Raw genomic sequence first — 25,825 nt, forward strand, 5'->3', positions numbered from 1 at the left:
ATCTGATCTTGATGGATATTGCGCATATAAAATCCCCGTCCTTGGAACAAGCTCTTCGCTGGAAGTACCTACATTTATCGTTGTGACGAAGGAGCATGGGGACCAACAAGCCATTAGCAATATACCAAAGTGAAGATGGTAGTTTGCAGCTTACGACTCATTATCAAAATGAAAGCTTTTGGTTGTCGCAAAATCAATTGTCTCAACTCTTTAATACGAGTACCGACAATATAAGTTTGCATTTAAAAAATATTTACAAAACCAAGGAACTTGATAAACATTTAACTACCGAGGATTTCTCGGTAGTTCGTCAAGAAGGAAAAAGACAAGTAAAACGTAAGTTAAAGCATTACAACTTAGATGCTATTATATCTGTAGGTTATCGAGTAAACTCAACACAAGCTACGCGCTTTCGCCAATGGGCAACTAAAACCCTTAAACAACATTTATTACAAGGTTATACTTTAAATAAACAACGTTTAACCGAAAACGCTAACGAACTTGAAAAAGCACTCCATTTAGTAAAACGCGCCGCATCACTCCCTCAAAACCGTGAATTTGGCGCGGGCTTAGTTGACATTATTGCCAATTACACCCAAACATTTTTATGGTTACAACAGTACGATGAAGGCCTATTAACCAACCCTGAAGGTGAGCAGGGGGCAAACTTACACCACTAAAAGATGCAAAAGCAGCTATTGCACAGCTTAAACACACGTTAATTAACAAAGCTGAAGCAACCCCTTTATTTGCCCAAGAACGTGAAGACGGCTTGGCTGCCATTTGGGGCGCGCTTGACCAAACCGTATTTGGCGAATCAGCTTACCCCAATATTGAAAGTAAAGCTGCGCATTTACTGTATTTTATGGTAAAGAACCACCCTTTTAGTGACGGAAATAAACGCACCGCCGCGTTCTTATTTGTAGATTTTCTAAATCGTAACGAACGATTAATGAATGAACAATACCAGCCAGTAATAAACTATACTGGCTCACCTCCTCATTATATTGAGGAGGTTAAAATGCCTAGATATCCCAACTCACAAAAACATTGTTCTTCCCTGTAGGCTTTAGAGTAAAAGCTGTTAGTGAAACTTATGAGACGGTGTCTGATAAATCTAAAGGTAGGCTAAACAAGATACGCTTAGCAATATACCAAACAGAGCACTAATAGCGTTAAGCCTAGATTTATACTTAATGAGAGCATGACAAATAACCAAAACTAAGCTTTAAATTGTTGAAGTAAGTAATTTTCTTTATGAAGCAATTTAAAGCGACTTTGCCGGTGTCACTCGAATATCTTACCTGAATAATAGCCCTTTCTCTTGACAATTAAGCTTAATTTACTTTATCTTTGCAGTATAAAGTTTACAGTGTAAAGTTATATTGATGAAAGTCTTTCAATTTAGGGCGAGGATGAAATTACAATGACAGATTATGATGCAGTGGTAATTGGAGCAGGTAATGCAGGCTTGACCGCTGCCACAACGATGCAACGTGGTGGGATTAAAACGTTACTGCTTGAGCGACATAATATTCCAGGCGGATGTGCAACTTCGTTTGTACGAGGGAATTTTGAATTTGAAGTTGCGCTTCATCAACTCAGTGGCATGGGAACCGATAAAAACCCGTTTATAATGCGTAAAGTGTTTGCCGAACTGGGGATTATGGATAAGCTTCAAGTTGTGGAAGAGCAAGATATCTATCGCTTTGTCAGGCCAAAAAGTGATACTCAAGAGGAAATTGATATCACACTACCTGCAAACTGGAAAGGGTTAGCGAAAACTCTTTGTAATGCGTTTCCTGCCGAAAAACCAGGGATTAAGAAATTTTTGAATCTTTGCGAAGGGCTTGCGCTTGAATGCTTTATATTAATGCCTAAAATTAGTAAGAGCAAAGATGAGTCGCTGTTGCGGGCCAAGTGTCCACTATATGTGAAGTATGGCTTACGTTCTGCTAAAGAGGTTTTAGATGAGTTTTTAGTAAGTAAAGAACTTAAAGCTATTGTTGCTGCGTATTGGTGTTACTTAGGAGTACCCCCAAAAGAATTTCCATTTCAAGATTTAGCTATTATGCTTTACGCATATTCAGCGTTTAAACCCTGCCATATTAAAGGGGGGTCTCAAGCTATTTCAAGTGGGTTACTTGAGTCATTTTTAGCGGCTGGAGGTGAAGTTAAGTTTAATTGTTCTGCAACGGCCATTCACACTGATAATGGAGTAGTGACTGGCGTAACAACAGAAGCTGGTGAAACCTTCCGTTGTTCTCAGGTTGTTTCAAATACTAGCCCTATGCACACGTATAATGAGCTGCTTGATATTCCAACGCCTAATCAGGCGGTGAGTGATTTTAAATCTCGCCGCATAGGTACTTCGGCATTTGTACTGTACATTGGTCTAGATTGCCCACCGCAAACTTTAGGCGTTTCGGCTGCTTCTACCTTTATTGTTGATGACCTAAGTGAAGAAGTTGCTCACGACAATATGCAAAAAATCATCGCGCCAAAACACACAATGTTTACTTGTTATAACTATGATGACCCAAGTTTTGCGCCTGAAGGTAAGTCAGCTATTTCACTATTGTGCTTACAATATGGTGAGCCTTGGAAGCATGTTAAAGCAGAAGAGTACGCAGAAACAAAATATGCATTAGCGCAAACGCTTATTGATCATGCAGAGCGAGTGTATCCAGGGATAAAAGAGCACATTGAAGAGATTGAAGTGGCAACGCCTCTTACTATGATGCGCTATTTAAATACACCCGATGGTTCAATTTATGGGTTCAGACAAAATACTCAAGATGCAAGCATGTTTCGTGACCGCATTACTGATATTAAAGGCTTACACCTTGCTGGTTGTTGGAATGGTATGGGCGGTTTTCAACCTACCTATATGGTTGGACAAAATACCGGGAAATACGTGCTCAAGCAATTTAGAGAGTCTATTAAAGTAGCTAAACCTAAGGCTACTAGTCAGTTTACCTGGAAAAATATCATGCTTGTCATGCAACTAAAATTCATTCAAGCGAGGCTAAAATAATGAAGAATATATTACATGCGGTGACAGGCTATCAAGAAGCCAAAAAGCAGCAACAAGAGCTGTTCAAATCAGGCACTGACTTTTCTGAACAAAAAGGCGAGGTCGCCAACACTATTGCGAGTTTACATCCAAAGCGTTTGCAATTGATGGTCAGTGACGTAATTGAGAATACGTTAACCACTAAAACACTGCGACTTAAAGCGCAAGAAGGACAGCTTCCTCCTTTTCAAGCTGGTCAATACATTAACTTGTTCGTTACCATTAATGGTGTATGTACTGCGCGCCCATACGCTATTTCTTCTGCTCCTCAATCCCGTGATTTTTATGATCTAACCATTAAGCGTGTTGAGGGCGGGTTTGTTTCAAATTTCTTGCTAGATGATGTAAAAGTCGACGACAAGCTGCAAAGCACGGGACCAATGGGAACCTTTTATTATAATCCATTGTATCATGGTAACGATTTAGTTTTTATTGCAGGTGGCTCTGGTATTGCACCAGCTAGAAGTATGATTCTTAATATGGTGAAAAATACTTTGTTGCATAAGCAAAACCTTCAACGAATGCATTTAATTTACACGAGTAGTTATGAAGATGATGTTATTTTTAAAGACGAGTTAATGCAACTTGAACAAACACACGACTTCTTGAAAATAACCTGGATAGTAACGCGTCCCAATGAGAGCTATTCAGGTAGAACTGGCCGTTTAACTTTTGCCGATTTAAAGGCGTTACTTGGAGAAGACCGTCAACAACTGCAAAGTAAAATGTATTATGTGTGTGGCACCACAGGGTTTCACGACCACTGTGGGGAGTTACTCAGTAAGCTTAATGTGAAGGCACGCCGAGTTCGTATAGAATGTAATGGACCACCTAAAAATCCGCAAAATATTCCGGGGTGGCCTGAGCAAGTCAAAGCTTCTGATGTTATTGAAGTTAAGGTAAAAGGGCAAGGAAGCTTTAAAGCCAGAGTTGATGAACCACTACTAAACAGCATGGAACGTAATGGTTATAGCGCTGAAAATGCCTGTCGCTCTGGAGAATGCAGCTTGTGTAGGGTTAAAATTTTAAGTGGTAGTGTATTTAATCCAGCAGAAGCGAAATTGCGTTCAACCGATGAAGCTTATGGTTGGTGTCATTCTTGTGTTGCTTTTCCAACGAGTGATATAGAAATATTGTTATAAGATTACAGTGCTTAGTTTCTGAAAAACCTTACTTGTCGATTCAATTCAATCAAACCATGATGACTTATGTCATTATGGTTTAACTGCATCATGGTTTAATTTTATTTAAATCAAAAAATCGAGATGATTTTGTGCTTAGGAAGAAGTTGAATTAAAGCTCATTGAACTGGCGGTAGCCAAAAACTGTTTAATACTCATGCCTTGGGGAACTTGAATTCTTCCTTCAGTAAGCAGGGCTGCGAGCCCATGAACTATTGCCCAAGCACCTAATGCCTGTGTTTTAGCAATAAGTACGTCATCAACTTGCATGGCAAAGGCATCGCGCAATAATAAGAAAGGACGATTGATGCGTTTTATATGCTCTTTTTCCAAATTGGTTTGTGTTGCTAAATTTGGATCGTCCTGTATTTCACTTTTACTGCTGGGTTGAAAGAGCTTAGCTTGTCCAAGCATAAGTCTATATAACTGGGGATTTGCTAAAGCAAACTCTAAATAGCTCACACCGTAAGCGAGAAGCAAATCGCTCGCTAGATCAGGGGTTAATGGAGATAGCGCTTTTTGGCAGTTGAGCATTGCACTTGTCATCTGTTCAAAGCCTGACTCTATAAGGCTTTTAACTAGTTCATTTTTATTTTTAAAATGAGCATAAGGCGCCATGTGCGAAACACCTACTTCAGCTGCTATTTTTCTTAGTGATAACCCGTCAGCACCATCTCTAACGAGAATAATATTTGCGGCTGCGACCAATGACGCCTTTAGGTCACCATGGTGATATTGTTTTTCATTCATTGCTACAAATAACCAGAAAATTTATGCTAACGTTTTGTAGATAGTATAAAGATTTAAACTTAATAAATCATCCCAGTTAGCTTTGTACTGCAATTGAATTATATTATTACCTTTTAAGTATATGGTTAGTTTGATTTAGGCTTGAATACACTAATAACTCTACCCTATATTTGGTGCTTTTCTACAGGCCCTGTTTTTCTATTCTTCTAACTCAATTTCGGTACTAAATTTTACTGTTCGTAAAGACACTGAACTGTGAAACTTACGGATATTTAAATCAGTATGTAAAACACGCTCTACAAAGTGTTCAAAACCTTGAATGTCTTTTACTTTGACAACCAACATAAAATCGTAGCTTCCTGAAATTTGGTAGCACTGTGTCACCTCTGGTGCTTTCAAAATCGATTGTCTAAATACTTGATAAATGTCTGCTTTGTCACGCTCCATTTCAAAGCTTATTTAGCTGCTTATTTGGACACTGATGAAAATTAATATTTCGCCGAATATCATCAGATAATTTCCTAATGCTAATTTCTATCAATTTTTTATCATTACCTTTTGGAAATACATTGAATACAGGTTTTTCTTCAATAAGATTTATATGGTAACGCAAACTACGACCACCAGATTGAGAGGGGATTAATATATCTTTTTGAACAAGATCTTTTAAGTCACGCGTAGCTGTAGCTGAAGAACAATTAGTTATAGACTGGTATTAACTGAAGATCGTACTTCTTCACGATTTAAACTTTCACCCTCAATTTCACTGGTGCTAATTGCTTCTTCAACCATTAAGTAGATATAAGCTTCAGATTTATTGTTTTGATCAAGCTGAGAAACTTGCCCTTGAAGATTAGAAGAAATTTTAGTGTATTCATCTATGATCTTATTAAGTCCATCAGATTGAAATGTGAATTTTGGCCAATTAGGATGTTGCCAGTTATATTTTAAGCTCATATTAGTCACCTTTATTCTAATTATTCGTATATTCTCATCAAAATACCCGTGATTTTGATGAGAATATTCCTTCTATTCTCATCATTTTTATACTTGCGGTAAACTTTAAACGGCATTGCTAGTAATTTCTGTATTGTTAATGAATTACTTTCTTATTTTTCAATACTTAAGCTCAGCATCCGTGATGCCAGTCTCTATAAAGTTAAAAAATCCAGCTATCATTATCTTTTGATTGTTCCATTTGCCAAAACCAAGCAATGTTGCTTGTATGTTTGGGCGGTTGCTTCAACCATCCCTAGCTGATATTTATCAAGGGGCTGGTTACTTTGGTATTGCCGTGTGAGGAGAGTGCCTTTAAATAAGCGATGCCAGTGTTGAAGCACATCCATTACTGACCAACGTTTTATTTGCTCACTATCCACATGTAGCACCAAATGCAGGTGATTATGCATAATAGCATGGGCACAAATATCAATAGCAAAGACTTGTGAGAGTTGAAACAGGCGTTTTTCAATCCACTACGTCGGTGTTCAAAGCTGATGCCGGTTGTGTTATCTACACCGCACAAGAAGGCTTTGCGCACGGTGCGGCTGCAAATATGGTAATACGGGGTTTCGAGTAAACTAATTTGTTGTGAGCGGGGTTTAGGCATCATAGCGTCCATACTTGATTGAGGTAGATTAAGTGTAGTTTATGCTGGAAAAGTTGCAAAAGTTATTGTGGGTGGCCTGATAAAAGTTGCCTGATAAAAGTTTATTCATACTTGATTGTTTATGTTGGGGAAGTTGCAAAAGTTATTGTGGGTGGCCTGATAAAAGTTCTGATAAAAACCCAAGAGTCACATACGTGTAAAACGGTAAAGCCTCCTGTAAAAAAAGAGCCATTGCTAGTTCACTGGCCTTGTCAATTATGTAAAACGGGCATACTAAGGTTTAAAGGAGTGATAAATTTAGTAGACGTAGATAAAAATAACATAGCACGAACGAGTTAGCAGCCTAGCTTGCTGCTAAAAATCAAACGATTTACCTGCTTAATTGTTCAGGCTAAAGAAGATTGTGTGCCTAAAAAATATGATTGCTTAATGGTAAAAAATTAGGTGTAATGTGTGCATAATAAACGCTGAGCAATGCAGGGATGACTTAAAAGCAACAAACTCGTCATTAAATTGGCTTGATATAGTTTAAATCTATAAAAGCAAATTCCCATAGCATAAACAACACCAACTTTGAAAAACCGAGCAGGTAGCGCCTCAGTTCAACAAGCGATTATGCAACACAAACTACGTGCTGCATAAATACTAAAGCGTTATGCTTTAATATAAATTCTCTAACTATGGAGTTGTCTATGAGAAAAATACAATTGAATGTACTTCCTAATGAAGTCGTGAAATTAATAACAGAAGAAAATCCTATGTATGAAGATATAGGTATCTTAAGTGAAAAAGGAGAACTAAAAGGAGTTGTTATTACTCCGGAAGCATATTCTTATTTTCTAAAAAAAGTAGAAGAAGATGAAGATAAGGAAGACTTAGAGTTTTTAAATAACTTTGATAGTAAAAATGAGTTGGATTCTGCTCAAACTCTTGATGATTTCTTAAAGGATGAGGATTTATAATGCCTATTAATTATGAACACGATACTGATTATGTAAATAATAATGAAGAAATTCAGGATGTTACTGATGCTGTTAATGCAAAAGTACAAATAACTAATAATGAAAACGTCATGGATTTTGACGAATTTTTACTTAAAGAAGGAATTTCAAATGGCATTCACAGTAAAGATAGCAAATAAAGCACAAAAAGAATTAAAAAAAGTATCTCCGCCTTATCAGCAAAAAATAATAAAAGCTGTTAAAGAGTTAGCTTTAAACCCTATGCCTATTGGTGTTAAAAAACTAAAAGGCAGGCTTAATGAGTATAGGGTAAGGGTAGCTGATTACCGTATAATTTATGAGATACACGACTCTGAAATGATCATATTAGTGGTAAAAGTTGGTCACAGAAAGGCTATATATAAATAATAGATCAAGCATAATAAATAAAGGATAGGTTGCGCTTGCCGCAACTTAATCCTGTTGTTGAACAAGCCCGTTGTTGATGTGTACTCTTTATAAGTAAATAAATAAAATTGCGGAGGGTTGTACCTTGCGGTGTTTTTTTGTCGTTTTTTTAAAGGCGAGTTTGCCTACTATCACTCAGTTTAGTTGAGCAATATTGTCACGTAACTCTTTTTTTTCACTTATTTTTCGTTTATAAATAAAATCCTCACTCAGTGAATATGCTGGGCGCAACAATTCCATTTGCTTAGGCACGTCCTTGTTCTAAATCGGGTAACCAATAATCACGCGCTGCGCTCGTCGCATCAGGTATAGGGTCATGTACGCTTAAAATAAATAAGCCACCCTTAATTATTCTAAGTAAAAGTTAAGAGGGCGTTTAATGTTCCTTGTCAGAATAAATTCTAACCTACATCGATGAGTTGATTGCTTGTAACAGAATGAATGCTAACCTTGGTACCTAATTGGTGTTCTCTTTGTCAGAAGAGCAATAATCTGACAACAGGCAGTTGATAACAATTTCGTATAGATGTTTTACTTAATTTGCACTTGCTATGTTCATCAACACCGTGAATACTAAATTTAATTTGGCTAAATCGATGCCAACTGCTTTAATTGGATACATATGGACTCTCCTTTTATTGAATGTTTTAACACCTTTCAATTTGGCACATAGATGCCGTTTGGTCAGGGGAGTCCATATCATTCGTTAGCCGTATAGTTGTAGCCTCGAGTTTATGTGATACTATTGTGATACATTATTTGAATTCTAAATAGGACTCATCATGAGAGTTGAACTTGTTACGACACTTAAGCGCCAAGCTACTAAAATTCTTGCTGATCTCCACATATCTAAAGAACCAGTATTAATAACTGAGCATGGTCAACCATCCGCTTATCTAGTTGATGTTGAAGACTATGAATTTATGCAACAACGAATGGCAATTCTTGAAGGGGTTGCACGAGGTGAGCAAGCCATTAAAAATGGTCAAATATTCTCAAATCAGGAAGCAAAAGAGAAAATGAGCAAATGGCTGAAATAATATGGGTATCACCAGCTCTTGATGACCTAAACGAGATAGCTGAATATATTGCTTTAAGCAATATTTCTGCGGCTAAGGTTCTGACTAAAAAAGTATTTGATAAAATATCTAGATTAGAAGATCATCCAGAGTCAGGCAAAAGACCGCAGGAGTTAATTAACTTAAATTACCGTGAAGTTATTGTTAACCCTTGTCGCATCTTTTATAAAATAGATAACGATAAAGTTTACATTTTGCACGTAATGCGACAAGAGCGAGAACTTCGTAAGTTTCTGCTACAGAGCTAAATACGGCTATAAGTCGCTCAAAAGGACAAAAACAGTTGGTTTTTGCTCCTACGTCGCTTATTTTAACCAACTATCATTTGCCTCTTAGTGAGGCTATGTAGCTCTCGAATTTTGAGCATGAAGAGGATGTTATGCCAAGAAGATTAACCCAGACTAAACCACATACTCACCAAACTTTGAAGAACATGAGTTTTGAAAGTATGGTTATTAGTTGGCTCATGTATGATGGATGGCAGGTTTTCACGCCAATATTAGATAATGGGCATCAAACAGATATCCTTATATCTGACGGCCCCAACTATTATCGTATTCAAATTAAAACAGTAGAAGCATCAGGTGAAGATCATTTAGTTGATAATAAATGGGAAGATAGCAATGTAAATTACGTTATCTACTTTGCTAGAAACTCTACGTGGGGATATATTGCCCCCGCATTTGATGATAAAAAGCGCCCGTTAAACCATCGCGAGCATGCAAGATTCGAGTCTAATAGCCGAACACAGTTCTTAAAAGAACTTCACAAAATAGATTGAGTATAGCTACATAATAAATAAAGGATAGGTTGCGCTTGCCGCAACTTAATCCTGTTGTTAAACAAGCCCGTTGTTGATGTGTACTCTTTATAAGTAAATAAATAAAACTGAGGTGGGTTGTCTCTTTGTGGTGTTTTTTTTGTCGTTTTTTTCAAGTCGAGTCTGTCTACTATCACTCAGTTTAGTTAAACAATACCGTCACGTAACTCTTTTTTGTCATCTATATTTCGCTTATAAATAAAATCCTCACTCAGTGAATGTTTTGGGCGCAACAATTGTGTTTGCTTAGGCACGTCCTTGTTCTAAATCGGGTAACCAATAATCACGCGCTGCGCTCGTCGCATCAGGTATAGGGTCATGTACGCTTTACATTGAGGGCAGCAAACCCCTTGTTTGGGGGCTGGAGCTATGGGCGGCAGTACCACGTGAAGCACTAGCTGTAACCGCTTTAAAAAATTAACTAAGCCACCCATAATTACTCTCAGCCAAAACTACATGTTAATCAGCAATTGTTTTATTAAAAAATATTGAGCCAATGATAGGGTAAGTGGTTTAGTGATCTGTTTATTTCCCTTAACCACACTTATTCTGATGATTAGGTGAATTCTAGGTGAGTGTCTGCCGTCACGTCAGGGAAACGTGTCTTTTTGTTTTTCCATGTTATTGGTTAACCAATTTGTTTGATGGTTTTGTTCTAATACGTTAACAAAAGTACTCTTAGGTATTGGCTTTTGATGAAATTATACTGTTATACCAAAATAATAGCTTAGCATCTTGTTTTACTGCATCATAAATCAATAACCCTTAATGAAATACCAATATCTTAAATGCCTTTAAGGTATTGGTTTAATGATGCTTGTTGTGTTTTGTTTTTATTTACATTCGTATTGGTAAGTTAAATTATTTCATTTAATTACTATTGGTAATAATAAGTGGTTGACAAAATCATGTCTTTTGTCTAAATTGTGGTCAGTGGCGGAGGTGGATGCGTTTCCGCTTCAATTAAAAAGATAATAATCATCTGGGGAATTAATAATGAAACTTAGTAGAATTAGTGAAGCATTGAATAGTCATAATAAAGTACATATAAAAAAGGCGCTTTATACTACTGCACTTGTGTCAATGCTAGCTGCGCCTACATATGCTGCAGAAGAGACTAAAAACGAAACATACGAAATTGAAGTTATACAAGTAACAGGGATGTTAGGAAGCATGAAAGCCGCTGCGGTATTAAAACGTACAGATGGCAGAATTGTAGATGCAATTGTTGCAGAAGACATTGGTAAATTACCAGACAATAACATCGCAGAGGCATTACAGCGTATTACGGGTGTTTCAATCAATTCTGATTTTGGTGTTGGTGACAGCGTTTCTATTCGTGGTTTACCTCAAAACCGTATTGAATTAAACGGCCGCTCTACTATTGGTGACTCTCGAGACGGTATCAGTCTGCAAGATTACCCGTCAAGCTTCTTGAAAACCGTTGAAGTGGTTAAATCACCAACCGCTGATATGATCGAAGGCGCACTCGGTGGCACGGTAAGCATGAAAACTGTTCGCCCATTAGAGTTAGATAAATTAACAGGCGCAATGTCGTTAGATTTTGAGTACGCCGATAAAACTGAAAACTTGGCTCCTATTTTTAGTGGTTCAATTGGTAATAATTGGAATTTAGGGGATGCTGGTACTTTTGGTGCAAGTGTGATGCTTGCTTATCAAGATCGTGAAATTCGCCAAGATCAATTTATGAGCCGTACCTTATTTCAAGATATTGATGTAAATGGCTTATCAGGAAACCCAGACAATGGTGAATTTATTGTCAGAGACCAACATACGGTTGAACAATATGTTGAAAACCGTGAACGTACAGCACTTAACTTGTCACTTCAGTGGGCACCTGAGTCTGGTAACGGTATGGTTTATCTTGACTTAAGTGGTACCAAGCGCTCTGGTGAACAAACAGGTACTTCAATTCTAGGCGTTGTTGGCTCTTTACAAACTCATTCAGGCACTACTGCCGATGCTGCAGGACAAATTAACGATTTCACCTTAACTAATGATTTTGCTATTCCTAAAACATACAGCGATTTCCGCGATACTGATGCTTATTCTCATGCACTTGGCGCTGAATGGTCTCTAACCGACACCATACAAATTTCTGGTGAAGTTTCAGTTTCATCTTCTGAAAGCACAAGACCAGATTCTGAATTTACTTTACGACCAGTGATGAGAAGTGAGTTTGACGGTACATCAGGCTCGTTGGTTAATAATGTTTATGATGGCGTTTTTTATCAAAGCGGCGACAAGCTGCCTAGCATCATTCACAGTGTTGCTGATGCTTATACTAACCCAGACAACTTGGCATTACGTACATTTAAGAGTGAGTTAAAAAATACCAGTAATAAAGAAACAGCCGCACGATTAGACATAGTTATGGATGAACCTTTCTCAGTAGACTGGTTAACACAATTAAAAGCGGGTATTCGCCTAACGCAAACTGATTATAGTTATGAGCAGTACAAAGAAGAAGTAAAAGACATTTACAAAAAAGCCTTCTATGAAGGCGGCGATAAGGATGGTCAGCTAGCCACTTTATGGTATGACGATTATAACGCTGCATTCCCTGGTAGCTTCTCAGTTAATACTTATGCAAATTCTTTTGACCAAATTGGTCTTACAGGTCAAAACGATTTGTTAACTTCAGCTATTTTTAATGGTTTAGCTAATCCAAGTAATGTTTACAGCCAATTACAATCGTTGCTGCAAGGCACTAGCTTAGCTACAACGGGTAGCTTGCGTGATAACCAAACGTTTCAAAATGGTGCTTTTCGTGATATTTCCGAAGACACAGCAGCTATCTACTTATCAGCTTATATAGAATTTGATGATATTAACGCTATTGTAGGTGGTCGTTATATTCAAACAGACTTAGAATCTTCTGTTTTTCTTAACGATGAAAAAGTAACCGGTAAAAATGATTACAATGACTTTTTACCGAGTGTAAATATTAGTTATCTTGTTAATGAAGAAACGGTAATGCGTTTTGCTGCTGCTAAAGTGATGCGTCGTGCAGACTTTAGTGAACTGAGTCCTGCATTTGATGTAAATAATGATATTACTAAAGCAACTCAAGGCTCTATTGGCCTAGACCCTTACCGAGCTACGCAATATGACTTGTCAGTTGAGCACTATTTTGGTGAAGGTAATATGGTGTCGTTTGCTGTATTTTATAAAGATGTTGAATCTTTCTTAAGCAGTGAGCAGTCATGTGTTGCTGATGCTTCTACCTCAGGACAAAATGTGACTGAGTGGTACGCTGTCTGTACACTTGATAGCGCTGGTGTAAATAACCCTAACATTGAATATTACGCTAACGGTGATGATGCTGCAGGTTTTGCCCATGTTTCAGGATTACAGGCACAAGGGCTTACTGGTATTGATACCACTCAAGATACCAACGGAGAGTCAGGCAAAGTTCAAGGCTTTGAAATTGGTTACCAACAACACTTTGATTTTTTACCTAGCTTTTGGTCTGGTTTAGGCTTAAGTGCTAACTATACCTATGCTGACAGTGAACAACCTAAAGTTGATGGCGAACCAGTAAGACCACTTTTAGAAATTTCAGAGCATACCTACAACTTACAAGGTTTTTGGGAGTATGAAAGTTATGCACTTCGTTTAGCTTACAATTATCGCTCTGAGTACTTATCTAGTGAAGATGAAAAACGTGTTTTAAACTTCTCTGATAACTACCGTGCTGGTCGCGGACAGCTAGATTTCTCTGCTAGTTGGGATATTGATGATCATTTCACTGTGGTTGCTAATGCAACTAACTTAACAGGCGAAGCGTCAATATTTGAATCTGAGTACGGTACGCCTTGGTTATATACAGAAGCTGATCGTCGTTACACTATCGGTGTTCGCGCTAAGTTCTAACTATCTGATAAATGGTGTCTATGGTTGTTTGTAGTCACCATTTACAAAAAAACCTTTATATTATTACCAATTATTAATAATTGGTTGACAATAAAAGGTGTTTTGGTTAGTATTTGAAATAGACATAAAGATATTTAGGAGTTAGATATGACACAACCTACAATAGGTTTTATAGGGCTTGGCCTTATGGGCGGCAACATGGTAGAAAACCTACAAAAACGTGGTTTTCAAGTAAATGTAATGGATCTTAATAAAGAGGCTGTTGCTAAAGTTATTGCTAGAGGTAATGCCACTGAAGTAACTTCAGGAAAGGAATTAGCTGAAAAAAGTGACATTGTGATGCTTGCATTGACTACTTCAAACGTTGTTGAAATGGTTGTATACGGCGAAAATGGTATTTTAGCCGGAATTAAAGAAGGTGCTGTATTGATTGATTTTGGTACTTCTATCCCGGCTTCTACACGTAAAATTGGTGCAGACCTTGCCAAAAAGGGCGCTGGTATGATTGATGCACCTTTGGGGCGCACACCAGCTCATGCTAAAGATGGTTTATTGAACATTATGGCGGCCGGAGATATAGAGACCTTCAATAAAATTAAACCCGTACTTGAGCAGCAGGGAGAAAACGTTTTTCACCTTGGTGTCTTGGGGGCAGGTCACACAACTAAGTTAATCAATAACTTTATTGGTATGACAACTGTTACTGCAATGTCACAAGCTTTTGCTGTTGCAAAAGCGGCGGGTGTTGATGGACAACAACTGTTTGATATTATGTCAGCAGGCCCATCTAATTCTCCATTCATGCAGTTTTGTAAATTTTACGCGGTAGATGGCGAAGAGAAATTAGGTTTCTCTATTGCAAATGCCAATAAAGATCTTGGTTATTTCAATCAAATGGTTGCAGATTTAGGGAGTGAATCACTGATCGCTCAAGGTACATCAGCTAATCTACAGGCTGCTGTTGATGCAGGTCTTGGGCAAAACGACGTACCTGTAATTTTTGATTACTTCACTAAATTAGCGCAGTAACTTACATTAATGCTTACTACATCAATGCCATTGTTAACGGGTCATGGTGTGGTAAGTTAAATAACTAGCTTGTTATCATTTTAGCACTTGTATTCTATTTGGCCTCTCACTTGAGAGGCTTTTTTTTGTATTGATATTCTGTACTGATATTTTTATTGGTATGCAGTAACAAGCGTTTTGTGAAAATATATTAGCTAACTGTAGAATTTGGGATGGAGTACAATCCTCTTTTTTCACTGTTTTTACGTTTTATTTCTTCTAATGCTCTAGACTCTACCGCGTCAAATAACGCATTGATTAAACGGTTAAAGTGACAATGCATTGCTTGCCTTGCTTGTGTAGCATCACCTGATTTTAACGCTTCATATATAGCATAGTGCTCTGCCAGTGTTTTAGAGTTATCTTTACTGCATACGCTATCATAATCTTGAATTATTTCAGGGGTTGAAGAGCGTAACTTCCATAAGTTTGCTGCGGATAATATCATGGCGTTGTTTCGGGTAGCCTTAGCAATAATTTTATGGAATTCTTTATCTGCAGCAGCTATATCTTGTCCATTTTCCATATCAATTAAGGTTTGATGTAAGCGCTCTAACTCGTTTTCAGTGATTGTTGTAGCGGCAATGGCTGCTACTTCACCTTCAATTAAGGCTCTAGCCTGAGTAACCTCAAAGGCATTCACTTTTTCTTCCAGGTTTGGCTGATTTACAGATTTTAAGACATAAACCCCTGAGCCTGTTTTTACTTCAACTTTTTTTCTTACCTCTAAAGCAATAATGGCTTCTCGTACAGTAGGCCTGCTAATGTTAAATGTTTCGGCTAGCTCTCTTTCTGGAGGTAAACGACTCCCAGGAGGATAAACACCTGCATTTATGGATGCTTCAATTTTTTCAACTATACTCCAAAACAATCTACGATTGCCCATGTTATATCCTTACCAATCTAACGAAAAATTATAAACTATATATATTTCATCATATCGCCAATCACCAGTTAAGGCAAAGTTATTAAGCGATTTTATTCTATTTAAGTATCTTAATTTGTTTGTGGGTGCCTATAGTTAAGGCTTTTGTGGTATCTGCGTGTTATTACCAATAGTGGTTGTTGTGTTTATTATTGGTAATATAATTTGGTTGACAAGGTGGCGTTAAGTTGGTTAAATCAAATACAATGAATTGTCTAAGTCAAAATGCTTACGTTTAGCAGTTTAGAATACAAATAAAAAATAATAAAAATTAAGCACTCGGTGAAATGGGAATTGAAATGAAATTAAATAAAATTAGTAGCGTTTTAAAAGTGAATAAATCGACCAAACAAGGGAAGGCTGCTTTATTTAGTTCAGCTATGCTAGCTATTATAGCTGCACCAATATATGCAGTAGAAGCTGATGTATCTCAAATTGAAAAAGCGAAAGTTGCTCAGTCTGACTTAGCTGGTCGCTCAATAGAGGTAAAAAACAAAGCCGGAGACATTGAAGTCATTGAAGTCCGCGGTATGCGCGGAACTATGACCCGCTCGCTTACCGAGAAAAAACATAATACTGCTATTGTTGATGCAATAGCGGCGGCAGATTTTGGCGACTTACCGGGCTTATCATTATCTGATGTTATCGAAAATATCTCAGGTGCCTCGGCACACAGGTTAAAAGGGAGCCAAAATGAGGTATCTATTCGTGGGTTAGGCTCTTATTGGGGTTACTCTACTTTTAACGGTAGAACAATCACTAATGCTGGGCCTGGCCGAGCAGTGAATTTTAAAAAATTCCCGTCAGATTTAGTGGATAAAGTTGTTATCTATAAGTCTCAACAAGCCAACTTAATTGAAGGTGGTACTTCAGGTACTATTGATGTAGGCACTGCTCGTCCTGTTGATTTCGGGAAAAGTAATACCTCTGTTGAAGTGCAGGGGGTTTATAACGATTACTATACTGAAGCGGATAATCAGTCTGCATTTGGCAACAAGTTTACCCTTTCAACCATTCAAAATTTTGAAACAGAATCATTTGGTGATTTAGGGTTTAGTTTGGGTTATGTACAAAGTAATTCTGCTAACCCAGAAGAAAACTATGGCAGTAGCACTACCTTAGCTGCTTGTAGTTTTAGAGCGGCTGATGGCTCTGAGCTGGTAACCATGGATGGTGGCACATCACATGATCCGGGCGAGCGTTGTGGCGATCGTGATATGAAAAAAGGAGTGCCTGAAAACGATACCATGGTCAGCCCTGGTCGTTCGAATGACCTCATAACATTAGGACCTAATGCTAATGCTGAATATTTCGGTGAAAATGGTGCTGATCACTTAGCTAAATTTGATCCAAATTCTATTTTCTTTATTCCTGACGATTCATATTGGCGTACAGGTACAGATAAAGACGAACGACAAAATCTTGTTGGTACTTTCCAATGGGTGCCTAATGACGAATGGAATATAAATGTTGACTTCGCTTCATCGAACTTAGAGTACACAGAAGATCGTATGGAGCTAGCGCAAGAGCGAGCTAAAAACCTGAATCCTGATACATTGATTATTGACGCTAACGGTAATCTACTTTATGAAGAAGGTGAGGGTAAACTGACCTTACAAGGTGAAAACCGTAATCAAGTTGATGAATATGATGGTTATGGTATTGATGTTGATTTTACCCCTAATGATAATTTAGTCGTGTCGGTAGGCGCTTCTTATTCACAATCATACCGTTACCGTTTACGCCAACGAGCAAAATTTCGTCATGAAAGTCAAACAGCATATTCGCTAGACTCTCGAGGCGACGTACCTAAATTATACCTTGGTGATAGTGAACAAAGAGAGATTGCTAACTTTTACTATATGAATGAAGATGGAAACTTAGTTGAGAACCCTGAGTTTGCCGGTCCTGCATTTGATGTTAGTGATATGGCTAGTTTTGTTGGCAGCGATGGCGGTGCATATTTAGAATATGGTCGTGAATCAACACATCGTAATGATGATATCTGGGCTGTTAACTTTGATACACAGTATGCGTTTGATCAATACCAAGTTATTTCATCAATTGAGGCAGGTGTTCGCTATTCTCGTGAACATTTATATGATTACTCTGACATTCAAACGGCTTTTAATGTAGATGATGGCTCTCGTCGTCCAATCGATGATAACTGGAATTCTGATGATCATGTTGACAGAGATGGCGAAAATAACGATTTTGACCGTTTATATCCAGACGAACATGCTGAGGTTACTGCGTGGGCGCAAGCTTGTGGTGATAATGGTCATAGTTTAGATGGTTTTATGGACAATTCAGGCGGTGCAGCTGATGCCGGTAACTTTGTTACGTTTGATTCGACTTGTTTAATTGGTGCCTATTTAGGTCAAGTAGGTTTTCTTACCGAAGCAGGTAATAACCCTAACATAGGATTTTACGATATAGGAGAAGATCCTAACAAAGAAAGTGGTCAGGTTAAAGATGTTAAAGAAGATGTTACTGCTGTATATGTAATGGCAAACATTGACTCTGAGCTAGCTGGTATACCGGTAACAGGTAATGTAGGTGTACGTTATGTACAAACTAAAACTAGCTCGAAATCTTGGGGAGAAAAACCCATTCTTACTCAACGTTATGTTCAAGAGGATAATCTTGATACTGATGAAGATGAAACACAAAATCTGGAATGGATCTATAGCTCTGAAACGGCACAAGTATTTTTAGATGACGACTATTCAGAGCTATTACCGAGCCTTAACCTGACTTTTCAATTAAACGATGAATGGTATCTTAGAGCGGCTGCTTACCGTTCAATGTCACGCTTTTCTATGAGTGCCATGTCTGCGGGGCAAACAATTACAGACTGTAATAGTGCCGATACCAGTGAAGACAATAATTGTGGTGCTTATGATGATGCGCTAGTTGGTGGTGTTGCCCAAGGTAATATGATGAGGCCATTTACGGCTAGTAATTATGATTTATCGTTAGAGTGGTACCCGAGCCAAGATGCGGCAATTACCTTGGGAACTTACTGGAAAAACTTCACTGGTGGTACGAGTAGGGTGACAGACTATCGCGTACCTACCGTCACTGTAGTCTCAGTTGATGGCTCTGTAACTGAAGAACAATACTCTCATGCTATACCTTATGCCACTAATCAAGTCGTCAATGATGAGACAACCATTAAAGGTTTTGAATTAACATTCCAGAAGCACTTTACAGAATTACCCGGTATCTTAAGTGGAATAGGCATCAAAGGTGCTTGGAACCATGCCGTGTCAGATTTTATCTCTGAAGAGCCTGCAAACTGGGGGATTAGCCCAGATGCAAACCTTTTTGGGTTCTCAAAAAACATTGCTTCAGGCTCTATTTATTGGGAAGGTGATAATTTGTCAATGCGCTTAATGTATAAGTATCGTTCACGTTATTTCCAACCGAATAACTTACCCTTTCCTCATAAAAGTAATCGTTGGGTTGAAGACAGTGATTACTTAGATGCGGCAGTTAAATATAAGGTAAGCAAGAATGTATCGGTCTCTTTAAAAGCGCTTAACTTGTTAGAAGAAGCGCAGGTAATGACACGTGGCCCCGGTACAGTGTCAGATTACTCATATTCAGGTCGTAAGCTATTCTTAGGTATTAAAGCTAAGTTCTAATTAAGTATTTATGTTGGTTGTTTAGGGCTTTCTATTACACGGAGTTTAGAAAGCCATTGTTTTTTAATAGATTTAAAAGAGATGTTCATGTACCCACTTAAAACATTACCGCACAATAAAGTCATTATGTTATCGCTATTTTTTGTGATATTGGCGTTATTATTATCTGGCCACGTTAGCGCAAAAGACTGGGTTGTTGATACGCCTAACGCTTACCATAAGGCGATTAAAAAAGTACAACCTGGTGACAATATTGTCTTAGCTGATGGTACTTGGCATAATTTTGAAATACTGTTTAAAGGCGAAGGTACAAAGCAAAAACCCATCACATTAAAAGCACAAACCAAAGGTAAAGTGGTGCTTACGGGGCAATCAAACTTAAGATTGTCGGGACAACATTTAGTTGTTTCTGGGCTAGTTTTTAAAGATGGGTTTACCCCAAGCAGTGCAGTAATTGAGTTTAGAAGTAATAAAGAACATTTAGCGTATCATTCTCGGGTAACCGAAGTTGTGATAGATAACTTTAATAACCCAGATAAACGTGAAACTGATTATTGGGTTGCAATCTATGGGCAATATAATCGTTTTGATCACAATTATCTCACAGGTAAACGAAATAAAGGCGTAACCGTTGCTGTTCGCCTGAATAGTAAAAATAGCCAAGAAAATCATCATAAAATTGACCATAACTACTTTGGCCCTCGTCCTATTTTAGGCTCTAATGGTGGCGAAACATTACGTATTGGTACAAGTCATTATTCTTTATCAAATTCATTTACTGTGGTTGAAAATAACTATTTTGATCGTTGTGATGGTGAAGTAGAAATTATTTCAATTAAATCAGGCCAAAATAAAATCAGAAAGAATGTGTTTTTTGAATCAAGAGGCACGCTAACATTACGCCATGGCAATGGTAATTTAATCGAAGAGAACATATTTATCGGTAACGGAGTTGACCATACTGGCGGCATCCGCGTTATAAACAAAGATCAAGTCGTTAGAAACAATTACCTTGAAGGTTTGACCGGCTATCGTTTTGGTAGTGGCTTTACCATCATGAATGGTGTGCCAAATTCAAAAATTAATCGCTATCATCAGGTAGAAAATGCATTGGTAGCAAATAATACCTTAATCAACGTTGCTCATGTTCAACTAGCTGCTGGTAGTGATGCTGAAAGAAGCGCAGTGCCAATTAATTCAAGCATGCGAAACAACTTGATGTTTAATGAAAATGGACAACAACCCTTTACTTTATTTGATGATGTAAGCGGTATTGAATTTACAGGTAACGTTGCCAATACCGTTGCACATGAAAAACTTTCATCAGGTATTAACCAACAAAAAATAACACTTAAGCGAGCAAACAATGGCTTGCTTTACCCTGTCAGTGCCAAGCTTGCTGATAAAGGAGCTAAAAAATCACTTTCTCCCGTGGCTAAGTCTGCCACAGGCCCAAGCTGGTACCCAAAAGTCAACAGCTTAGTTGAATTTGAATCAGGTAACATTATTCATGTTAACGCATCAGATGATGCATTATTCAATGCGGTATCAACCGCTAATAATGGTGATGTACTTGTGCTAGCTGATGGGCATTACGATGTAAGAAAAATGATTGATGTGAACAAAACACTCTCAATTAAAGCTAAGCATAAGCATAAAGCTTTAATAACATTTCAGCGTTCAACCTTATTTCAACTTTCAGACGGCGGTAGTCTAGCGCTTGATGGACTATACATTAGCGGCAGTAATAGTCCTGACTCTTCTGGTAATACATTAATACGCTCTAAAAAATGGGGCATGGTTGAAAATTATCGTTTCATTATGAAAAACACCCTAGTTAAAGCGCTTGATACTAACCACTCATTTCATTTTTTTGATTCAGGCAATGGTGCCTTTGCTGATTATATTGAGTTGATAGGTAATGAGTTTACCAATATCACCGGTGACTTCCTGCGTTTGAATAAAGAGATTGAAGACCTAGGCATTTACAATGCTGAGTATGTGATTATAAAAAATAATAGTTTTGATAATGTACAAGGTGCTTTAGTTAATTTATATCGGGGTGGTTCAGATGAAAGCACGTTCGGACCTCATCTTGAAATGACAAACAATATCATTAAAAACAGCAGTAAAGGCAAGCGTAATAAAATTGGTTCAAGTCTCTATTTGCATGGTGTGCAAGTAACCAATATTGAATCTAATACTTTTGAGAACACTGCTAGCGTTGTGATTGAACATACCGTCGGCGAGCCTCAAACAACAGTAAAGCATAATACTTTTCACAAAACAGCTGCACCTACGGTGAAAGAACTACGTGCTAAAGGGCCGCATACTGCGATCCTGTTAAACAACAAACAATCTTAATGAAGGTTATCGATGAAATCTATTACTCTCACCCCAACGATACAAGCAAATAACGCTAGTTCTAAACCTTGGTTGTTCATTATTACAGTGGTTATTTTTGCTGTAATTGGCACTAATCAAATGGCGATGGCTAAAACGAGTCCAAATTTAGTTGTAACTACAGCAGATGTAAAAAGTATGCGAGTAGCGATAACTCAAGACGGACAATTTAAGCGAAAGTTTGTCGCTAATAAATTATTTGTTGATCAGCAAATAACGCAAGCGATTGAGGTGCCAACCCCAAAAGATGGTGGTGGTGGCTATACTCATGAACGGCATAAAAAAAATTATCAATTAATGTACGATACTGGAATTACTTATCAATTAACGCAAGATGATCAATATGCTCATTATGTGCGTGATATGTTATTAACCTATGCCGAGCTTTACCCTACCTTACCTCTACACCCAAAAAGAAAAATGGGTAAACAAAACCCAGGCAAGCTATTTTGGCAAAGTTTAAATGAAGCGGTTTGGCTTGTGTATACCAGTCAAGCTTACGATTTGATTTTATCTTCATTGACCGTTGAAGAACAAGCCACAATTGAAAACGGGTTGTTTCGTCCTATGGTAAAGTTTTTATCTGTAGAGTCGCCCGAAACATTTAACAAAGTTCATAATCATGGCACTTGGACAACGGCTGCTGTAGGGATGACCGGTTATGTGTTAGGAGAGCTTGAATGGGTTGAACAAGCACTTTATGGTTTAGATAAATCAGGTAAAGGCGGTTTTTTACGTCAACTTGACGAGTTGTTTTCTCCGCAAGGTTATTACAATGAAGGTCCATATTACCAGCGGTATGCGTTAATGCCGTTTGTTACTTTTGCTAAAGCTATTCAAACCAACCAACCAGAGCGTAAGATCTTTGAATACCGAAACGGGATTGTCTTAAAAGCGATAGATACCACCATTCAGCTAAGTTACAACCAGTTATTCTTTCCGATCAATGATGCTATTAAAAGTAAAGGAATAGACACCATTGAATTAGTTAATGGTGTCACAATTGCGTATGGATTAACCTCAGATACTGGTTTGCTCGATATCGCTAAACAACAAAACCAAATTGTATTAACGGGCGATGGCCTCAAAGTAGCACAAGCATTAGATAATAACTTGGCAACACCATATCAATTCAATTCAGTTGCTTTAGGTGATGGCAATGACGGTAGGCAAGGTGCCTTAGTTATCATGCGTCAAAATGTTGGTGGCGAACAAGCATTATTGTTTAAACCCGCAGCACAAGGTCTAGGACACGGTCATTTTGATAAATTAACATGGCAGTTTTACGATAAAGGCGAAGAAATCGTTTCAGACTATGGTGCGGCTCGGTTCTTAAATGTTGAAGCGAAATATGGCGGGCGCTATTTACCTGAAAATAACACCTGGGCAAAACAAACAATTGCTCATAACACGGTAGTTGTTGACGAAAAAACGCATTTTAATGGTAGTGTGAAAAAAGGTAACAAGCACCACCCAGAATTATTATTTTTTGAAACCAATGAAAATATCACGATTAGCTCAGCTAAAATTGACAGTGCTTACCCAGGAGTTTCTTTAACAAGAACTATGGCGTTAATTAATCTTGAACATCAAGAGCAATCTTTAGTTATTGATGTATTTGATGTTAAATCAACTAGTAACCATCAATATGACTTGCCTGTACATTACAAAGGGCAATTAATTAGCACCAGTTTTGAGTTAGATACACAGTTAACCAGTTTGGGAGTGTTAGGCGAAGCAAATGGTTATCAGCACTTGTGGTTAAAAGCCCAGGCCCAACCTAACGCCGGCCTAGCACAAATTACTTGGTTAAATGATAACGGCAGGTTTTATACCAGTTCTTCAATTATGGATGGCGATGCATCGTTTTTATTTACTCAGATAGGAGCAAACGATCCATTATTTAACCTGAGAAATGAAAATGCTTTTATTAACCGTAAAGCAACATCAAAAAATCACACGTTTGTAAGCATATTAGAGCCACATGGCGAGTTTAATCCAGCTAAAGAATTCACTGTAAATGCAGTTAGCAGGGTACAAACATTATCGCATCAAAAAAATAAAGATATCGATATAGTGGAATTAACTACAACAGGTGGAAAGCGTTATTTATTAGCGTTTAATGCTGCTGAAAACGTAAACAATAAACAATCAAATACATTTTTATTTAATGGCACTAAATATCAATTTTCTGGCCGTTTTAAATGGTTTGAAGTTAAATAATTAGGGGGAAGTATGAGTCAGAGTGAACATTTTTTATCTGGTAATGAAACCGAAATTGAAGACATAGGCGGTGGTTTGAAACGTCAAATGTTAGGTTACAACGAAGAGTTGATGGCGGTGAAAATTTGGTTTGAAAAAGGCGCAATTGGCTATAATCATGCGCATAGACATTCTCAAGTAACTTATGTGGTTGAAGGAGAGTTTCATTTCAATATTGACGGGGTAACTAAGATAATGAAACCTGGTGATAGTTGCATGATTCCGCCACATGCAGACCATGGGGCTACCTGTCCAACGGGCGGTATTTTAATAGATACTTTTAGCCCTCCACGCGAAGATTTTTTAGAGGAATAGGCATATGAAAATGAAAAACTTGCGCTGGTGGGTAATTGCTCTAATCGCATTAGCGACCGTTATTAATTACATTGATCGCTCCGCACTTAGCGTATTATGGCCTGATATTGTAGAAGAGCTTTTTCCCGATGAGACGGCATTAGAGCGTAAGCAAATATATGCAAATATCTCAATTGTTTTTATCTTGTCTTATGCTTTTGGTCAAGCCATCTTTGGCAAAATATTTGATTGGGTAGGCACACGTTTAGGCTTTGTATTGTCTATTGGTGTTTGGTCTCTTGCCACTGCTGCTCATGCAATGGCACAAGGAGTTCTAAGTTTTAGTATTTTTCGTGCCATTTTAGGTGTTGCAGAAGCAGGCAACTGGCCTGGAGCCGCTAAAAGTAATGCTGACTGGTTTCCAACAAAAGAGCGCGCCTTAGCTCAAGGTATTTTTAACTCAGGTGCCGCTATTGGCGGCATTATCGCCATACCTTTAATTGCCTACTTAACGGTGTATTTTAGTTGGCAAATGGTGTTTGTTGTCATAGGTTTGGTTGGATTATTATGGCTTATTCCTTGGATCATTTTGGTTAAAGCGCCACCAAAATCACACCCTTGGATCACTGATGAAGAACGTGAATATATTTTAACTGGGCAGAAAAATACCGATGTTGGCGATATTTGCGATGAAGAAGAATATAACCCTTCTACAGGTGAATTACTTTCTCGTAAGCAAAGCTGGGGCGTGATTATTGCCTCTGCAGCGATAGACCCTATTTGGTGGTTATTTGTATTTTGGATTCCAATTTACCTTAATGAAGTCTATGCAATGGATGTTAAGTCGATTGGTATCTACGGTTGGGTTCCTTATGTTGGTGCAATGTTGGGTGCTTGGTTCGGTGGTTTGCTTGCGCAAAACCGCTTAAAAGCGGGCTGGAATACCGATAAAACACGTAAGCTAACAATTACCTTGGGCTGTTTGATCATGTTACCAGCATTACTTACCATGGCGAATCCAGGTGGGCCAACTATGGCTGTAATTATTATGGCGGTTATTTTATTTGGTTTTCAAGCCGCTATTGGTAATGTTCAAACACTTCCAAGTGATTTATACGGCAAAAAAGCTGTGGGTACGCTAGCAGGTTTTTCGGGCATGGCTGCAAAACTTGGGGCACTAGGGTTAACGGCACTTGTGCCAATTCTTACGGCTGACGGTAATTATACACCTGCATTTGTTATTGGCGCATCGTTAGCTGTTATTGCTATGGCCGCTGTTTGGATACTGATTCCAAAAATTGAGCCACTCAAACCTAAGTCTTAAGAAGTCAGTCACTCAATACTATTACTGAGTCTAGTTATCGAATATTAGTATCGAACACTAATATCGAACATTAGCATC

21 protein-coding genes and 1 pseudogene are annotated in these 25,825 nt (G+C 38.0%); 17 read left to right on the forward strand and 5 right to left on the reverse strand.

What is annotated here, in order from left to right; genetic code table 11:
* Positions 1 to 95 precede the first annotated feature (95 nt).
* The 4 genes from ABXG98_RS03535 (at position 96) to ABXG98_RS03550 (ending at position 4,218) form a co-directional block, all read left to right on the forward strand.
* Positions 96 to 680 carry a virulence RhuM family protein gene (locus ABXG98_RS03535; RefSeq protein ID WP_353537301.1) on the forward strand — a complete coding sequence of 195 codons (585 nt, stop codon included), beginning with the start codon at positions 96 to 98 and terminating at the stop codon, positions 678 to 680.
* Positions 681 to 721: 41 nt separating this feature from the next.
* Positions 722 to 1,066: a type II toxin-antitoxin system death-on-curing family toxin gene (locus tag ABXG98_RS03540; RefSeq protein ID WP_353537456.1), complete on the forward strand. Its 345-nt coding sequence runs from the start codon at positions 722 to 724 to the stop codon at positions 1,064 to 1,066.
* Positions 1,067 to 1,426: 360 nt separating this feature from the next.
* On the forward strand, positions 1,427 to 3,037 hold the full coding sequence (locus ABXG98_RS03545) for a phytoene desaturase family protein (protein WP_353537302.1): 1,611 nt from the start codon (positions 1,427 to 1,429) through the stop codon (positions 3,035 to 3,037).
* Positions 3,037 to 4,218, forward strand: coding sequence for an FAD-binding oxidoreductase (locus ABXG98_RS03550; protein ID WP_353537303.1), 1,182 nt, complete (start codon positions 3,037 to 3,039; stop codon positions 4,216 to 4,218). The genes ABXG98_RS03545 and ABXG98_RS03550 overlap by 1 nt, the downstream gene beginning before the upstream one ends.
* A gap of 135 nt (positions 4,219 to 4,353) precedes the next feature.
* Here ABXG98_RS03550 and ABXG98_RS03555 read toward each other — a convergent pair whose 3' ends face one another.
* From ABXG98_RS03555 to ABXG98_RS03570, 4 genes and pseudogenes are all read right to left on the reverse strand, one after another.
* Complete coding sequence (locus ABXG98_RS03555; RefSeq protein WP_353537304.1) at positions 4,354 to 5,007, reverse strand: TetR/AcrR family transcriptional regulator; 654 nt, start codon at positions 5,005 to 5,007, stop codon at positions 4,354 to 4,356.
* Between the two features lie 198 nt (positions 5,008 to 5,205).
* Complete coding sequence (locus ABXG98_RS03560; RefSeq protein ID WP_353537305.1) at positions 5,206 to 5,454, reverse strand: Lrp/AsnC ligand binding domain-containing protein; 249 nt, start codon at positions 5,452 to 5,454, stop codon at positions 5,206 to 5,208.
* Positions 5,455 to 5,709: 255 nt separating this feature from the next.
* Positions 5,710 to 5,964, reverse strand: a complete 255-nt coding sequence (locus tag ABXG98_RS03565) for a DUF4172 domain-containing protein (RefSeq protein WP_353537306.1) — start codon at positions 5,962 to 5,964, stop codon at positions 5,710 to 5,712.
* A 251-nt stretch (positions 5,965 to 6,215) separates the two neighbouring features.
* A pseudogene (locus ABXG98_RS03570) lies at positions 6,216 to 6,616 on the reverse strand (transposase); the annotation flags it as partial.
* Positions 6,617 to 7,308: 692 nt separating this feature from the next.
* On the opposite strand from ABXG98_RS03570, the gene ABXG98_RS03575 reads away from it, so the two are divergent.
* From ABXG98_RS03575 to ABXG98_RS03610, 8 genes are all read left to right on the forward strand, one after another.
* Positions 7,309 to 7,578: a hypothetical protein gene (locus tag ABXG98_RS03575; protein WP_353537307.1), complete on the forward strand. Its 270-nt coding sequence runs from the start codon at positions 7,309 to 7,311 to the stop codon at positions 7,576 to 7,578.
* Positions 7,578 to 7,757 (forward strand): hypothetical protein, encoded by a 180-nt coding sequence (locus ABXG98_RS03580; protein WP_353537308.1) that lies wholly within the window; start codon positions 7,578 to 7,580, stop codon positions 7,755 to 7,757. Before ABXG98_RS03575 ends, ABXG98_RS03580 begins: the two co-directional genes overlap by 1 nt.
* A complete protein-coding gene (locus ABXG98_RS03585; RefSeq protein ID WP_076420536.1) occupies positions 7,729 to 7,986 on the forward strand; it encodes a type II toxin-antitoxin system RelE family toxin in 258 nt (85 codons plus the stop codon). Before ABXG98_RS03580 ends, ABXG98_RS03585 begins: the two co-directional genes overlap by 29 nt.
* 821 nt (positions 7,987 to 8,807) lie before the next feature.
* Positions 8,808 to 9,065: a type II toxin-antitoxin system Phd/YefM family antitoxin gene (locus ABXG98_RS03590; protein WP_353537309.1), complete on the forward strand. Its 258-nt coding sequence runs from the start codon at positions 8,808 to 8,810 to the stop codon at positions 9,063 to 9,065.
* On the forward strand, positions 9,053 to 9,352 hold the full coding sequence (locus ABXG98_RS03595) for a type II toxin-antitoxin system RelE/ParE family toxin (protein WP_353537310.1): 300 nt from the start codon (positions 9,053 to 9,055) through the stop codon (positions 9,350 to 9,352). The genes ABXG98_RS03590 and ABXG98_RS03595 overlap by 13 nt, the downstream gene beginning before the upstream one ends.
* A gap of 131 nt (positions 9,353 to 9,483) precedes the next feature.
* Complete coding sequence (locus ABXG98_RS03600) at positions 9,484 to 9,885, forward strand: hypothetical protein (RefSeq protein ID WP_353537311.1); 402 nt, start codon at positions 9,484 to 9,486, stop codon at positions 9,883 to 9,885.
* Between the two features lie 1,035 nt (positions 9,886 to 10,920).
* Complete coding sequence (locus ABXG98_RS03605) at positions 10,921 to 13,821, forward strand: TonB-dependent receptor (RefSeq protein ID WP_353537312.1); 2,901 nt, start codon at positions 10,921 to 10,923, stop codon at positions 13,819 to 13,821.
* A gap of 147 nt (positions 13,822 to 13,968) precedes the next feature.
* Positions 13,969 to 14,850, forward strand: coding sequence for an NAD(P)-dependent oxidoreductase (locus ABXG98_RS03610; protein WP_353537313.1), 882 nt, complete (start codon positions 13,969 to 13,971; stop codon positions 14,848 to 14,850).
* A 190-nt stretch (positions 14,851 to 15,040) separates the two neighbouring features.
* Here ABXG98_RS03610 and ABXG98_RS03615 read toward each other — a convergent pair whose 3' ends face one another.
* Positions 15,041 to 15,775 carry a FadR/GntR family transcriptional regulator gene (locus ABXG98_RS03615; RefSeq protein WP_353537314.1) on the reverse strand — a complete coding sequence of 245 codons (735 nt, stop codon included), beginning with the start codon at positions 15,773 to 15,775 and terminating at the stop codon, positions 15,041 to 15,043.
* A gap of 338 nt (positions 15,776 to 16,113) precedes the next feature.
* Here ABXG98_RS03615 and ABXG98_RS03620 point away from each other — a divergent pair, with 338 nt between their 5' ends.
* The 5 genes from ABXG98_RS03620 to ABXG98_RS03640 all read left to right on the forward strand — a co-directional run bounded on the left by ABXG98_RS03620 (position 16,114) and on the right by ABXG98_RS03640 (position 25,747).
* Entirely contained in the window at positions 16,114 to 19,464 is a 3,351-nt protein-coding gene (locus ABXG98_RS03620) for a TonB-dependent receptor (protein WP_353537315.1), read from the forward strand.
* Positions 19,465 to 19,551: 87 nt separating this feature from the next.
* Positions 19,552 to 21,828, forward strand: a complete 2,277-nt coding sequence (locus ABXG98_RS03625) for a polysaccharide lyase 6 family protein (protein ID WP_353537316.1) — start codon at positions 19,552 to 19,554, stop codon at positions 21,826 to 21,828.
* A gap of 120 nt (positions 21,829 to 21,948) precedes the next feature.
* Positions 21,949 to 24,090: an alginate lyase family protein gene (locus ABXG98_RS03630; protein ID WP_353537457.1), complete on the forward strand. Its 2,142-nt coding sequence runs from the start codon at positions 21,949 to 21,951 to the stop codon at positions 24,088 to 24,090.
* Between the two features lie 12 nt (positions 24,091 to 24,102).
* A complete protein-coding gene (locus tag ABXG98_RS03635; protein ID WP_353537317.1) occupies positions 24,103 to 24,444 on the forward strand; it encodes a cupin domain-containing protein in 342 nt (113 codons plus the stop codon).
* Between the two features lie 4 nt (positions 24,445 to 24,448).
* Positions 24,449 to 25,747 (forward strand): MFS transporter, encoded by a 1,299-nt coding sequence (locus tag ABXG98_RS03640; protein ID WP_353537318.1) that lies wholly within the window; start codon positions 24,449 to 24,451, stop codon positions 25,745 to 25,747.
* Positions 25,748 to 25,825: the final 78 nt, after the last annotated feature.

Source organism: Colwellia sp. KU-HH00111 (assembly GCF_040362745.1).
GTDB lineage: Bacteria > Pseudomonadota > Gammaproteobacteria > Enterobacterales > Alteromonadaceae > Colwellia.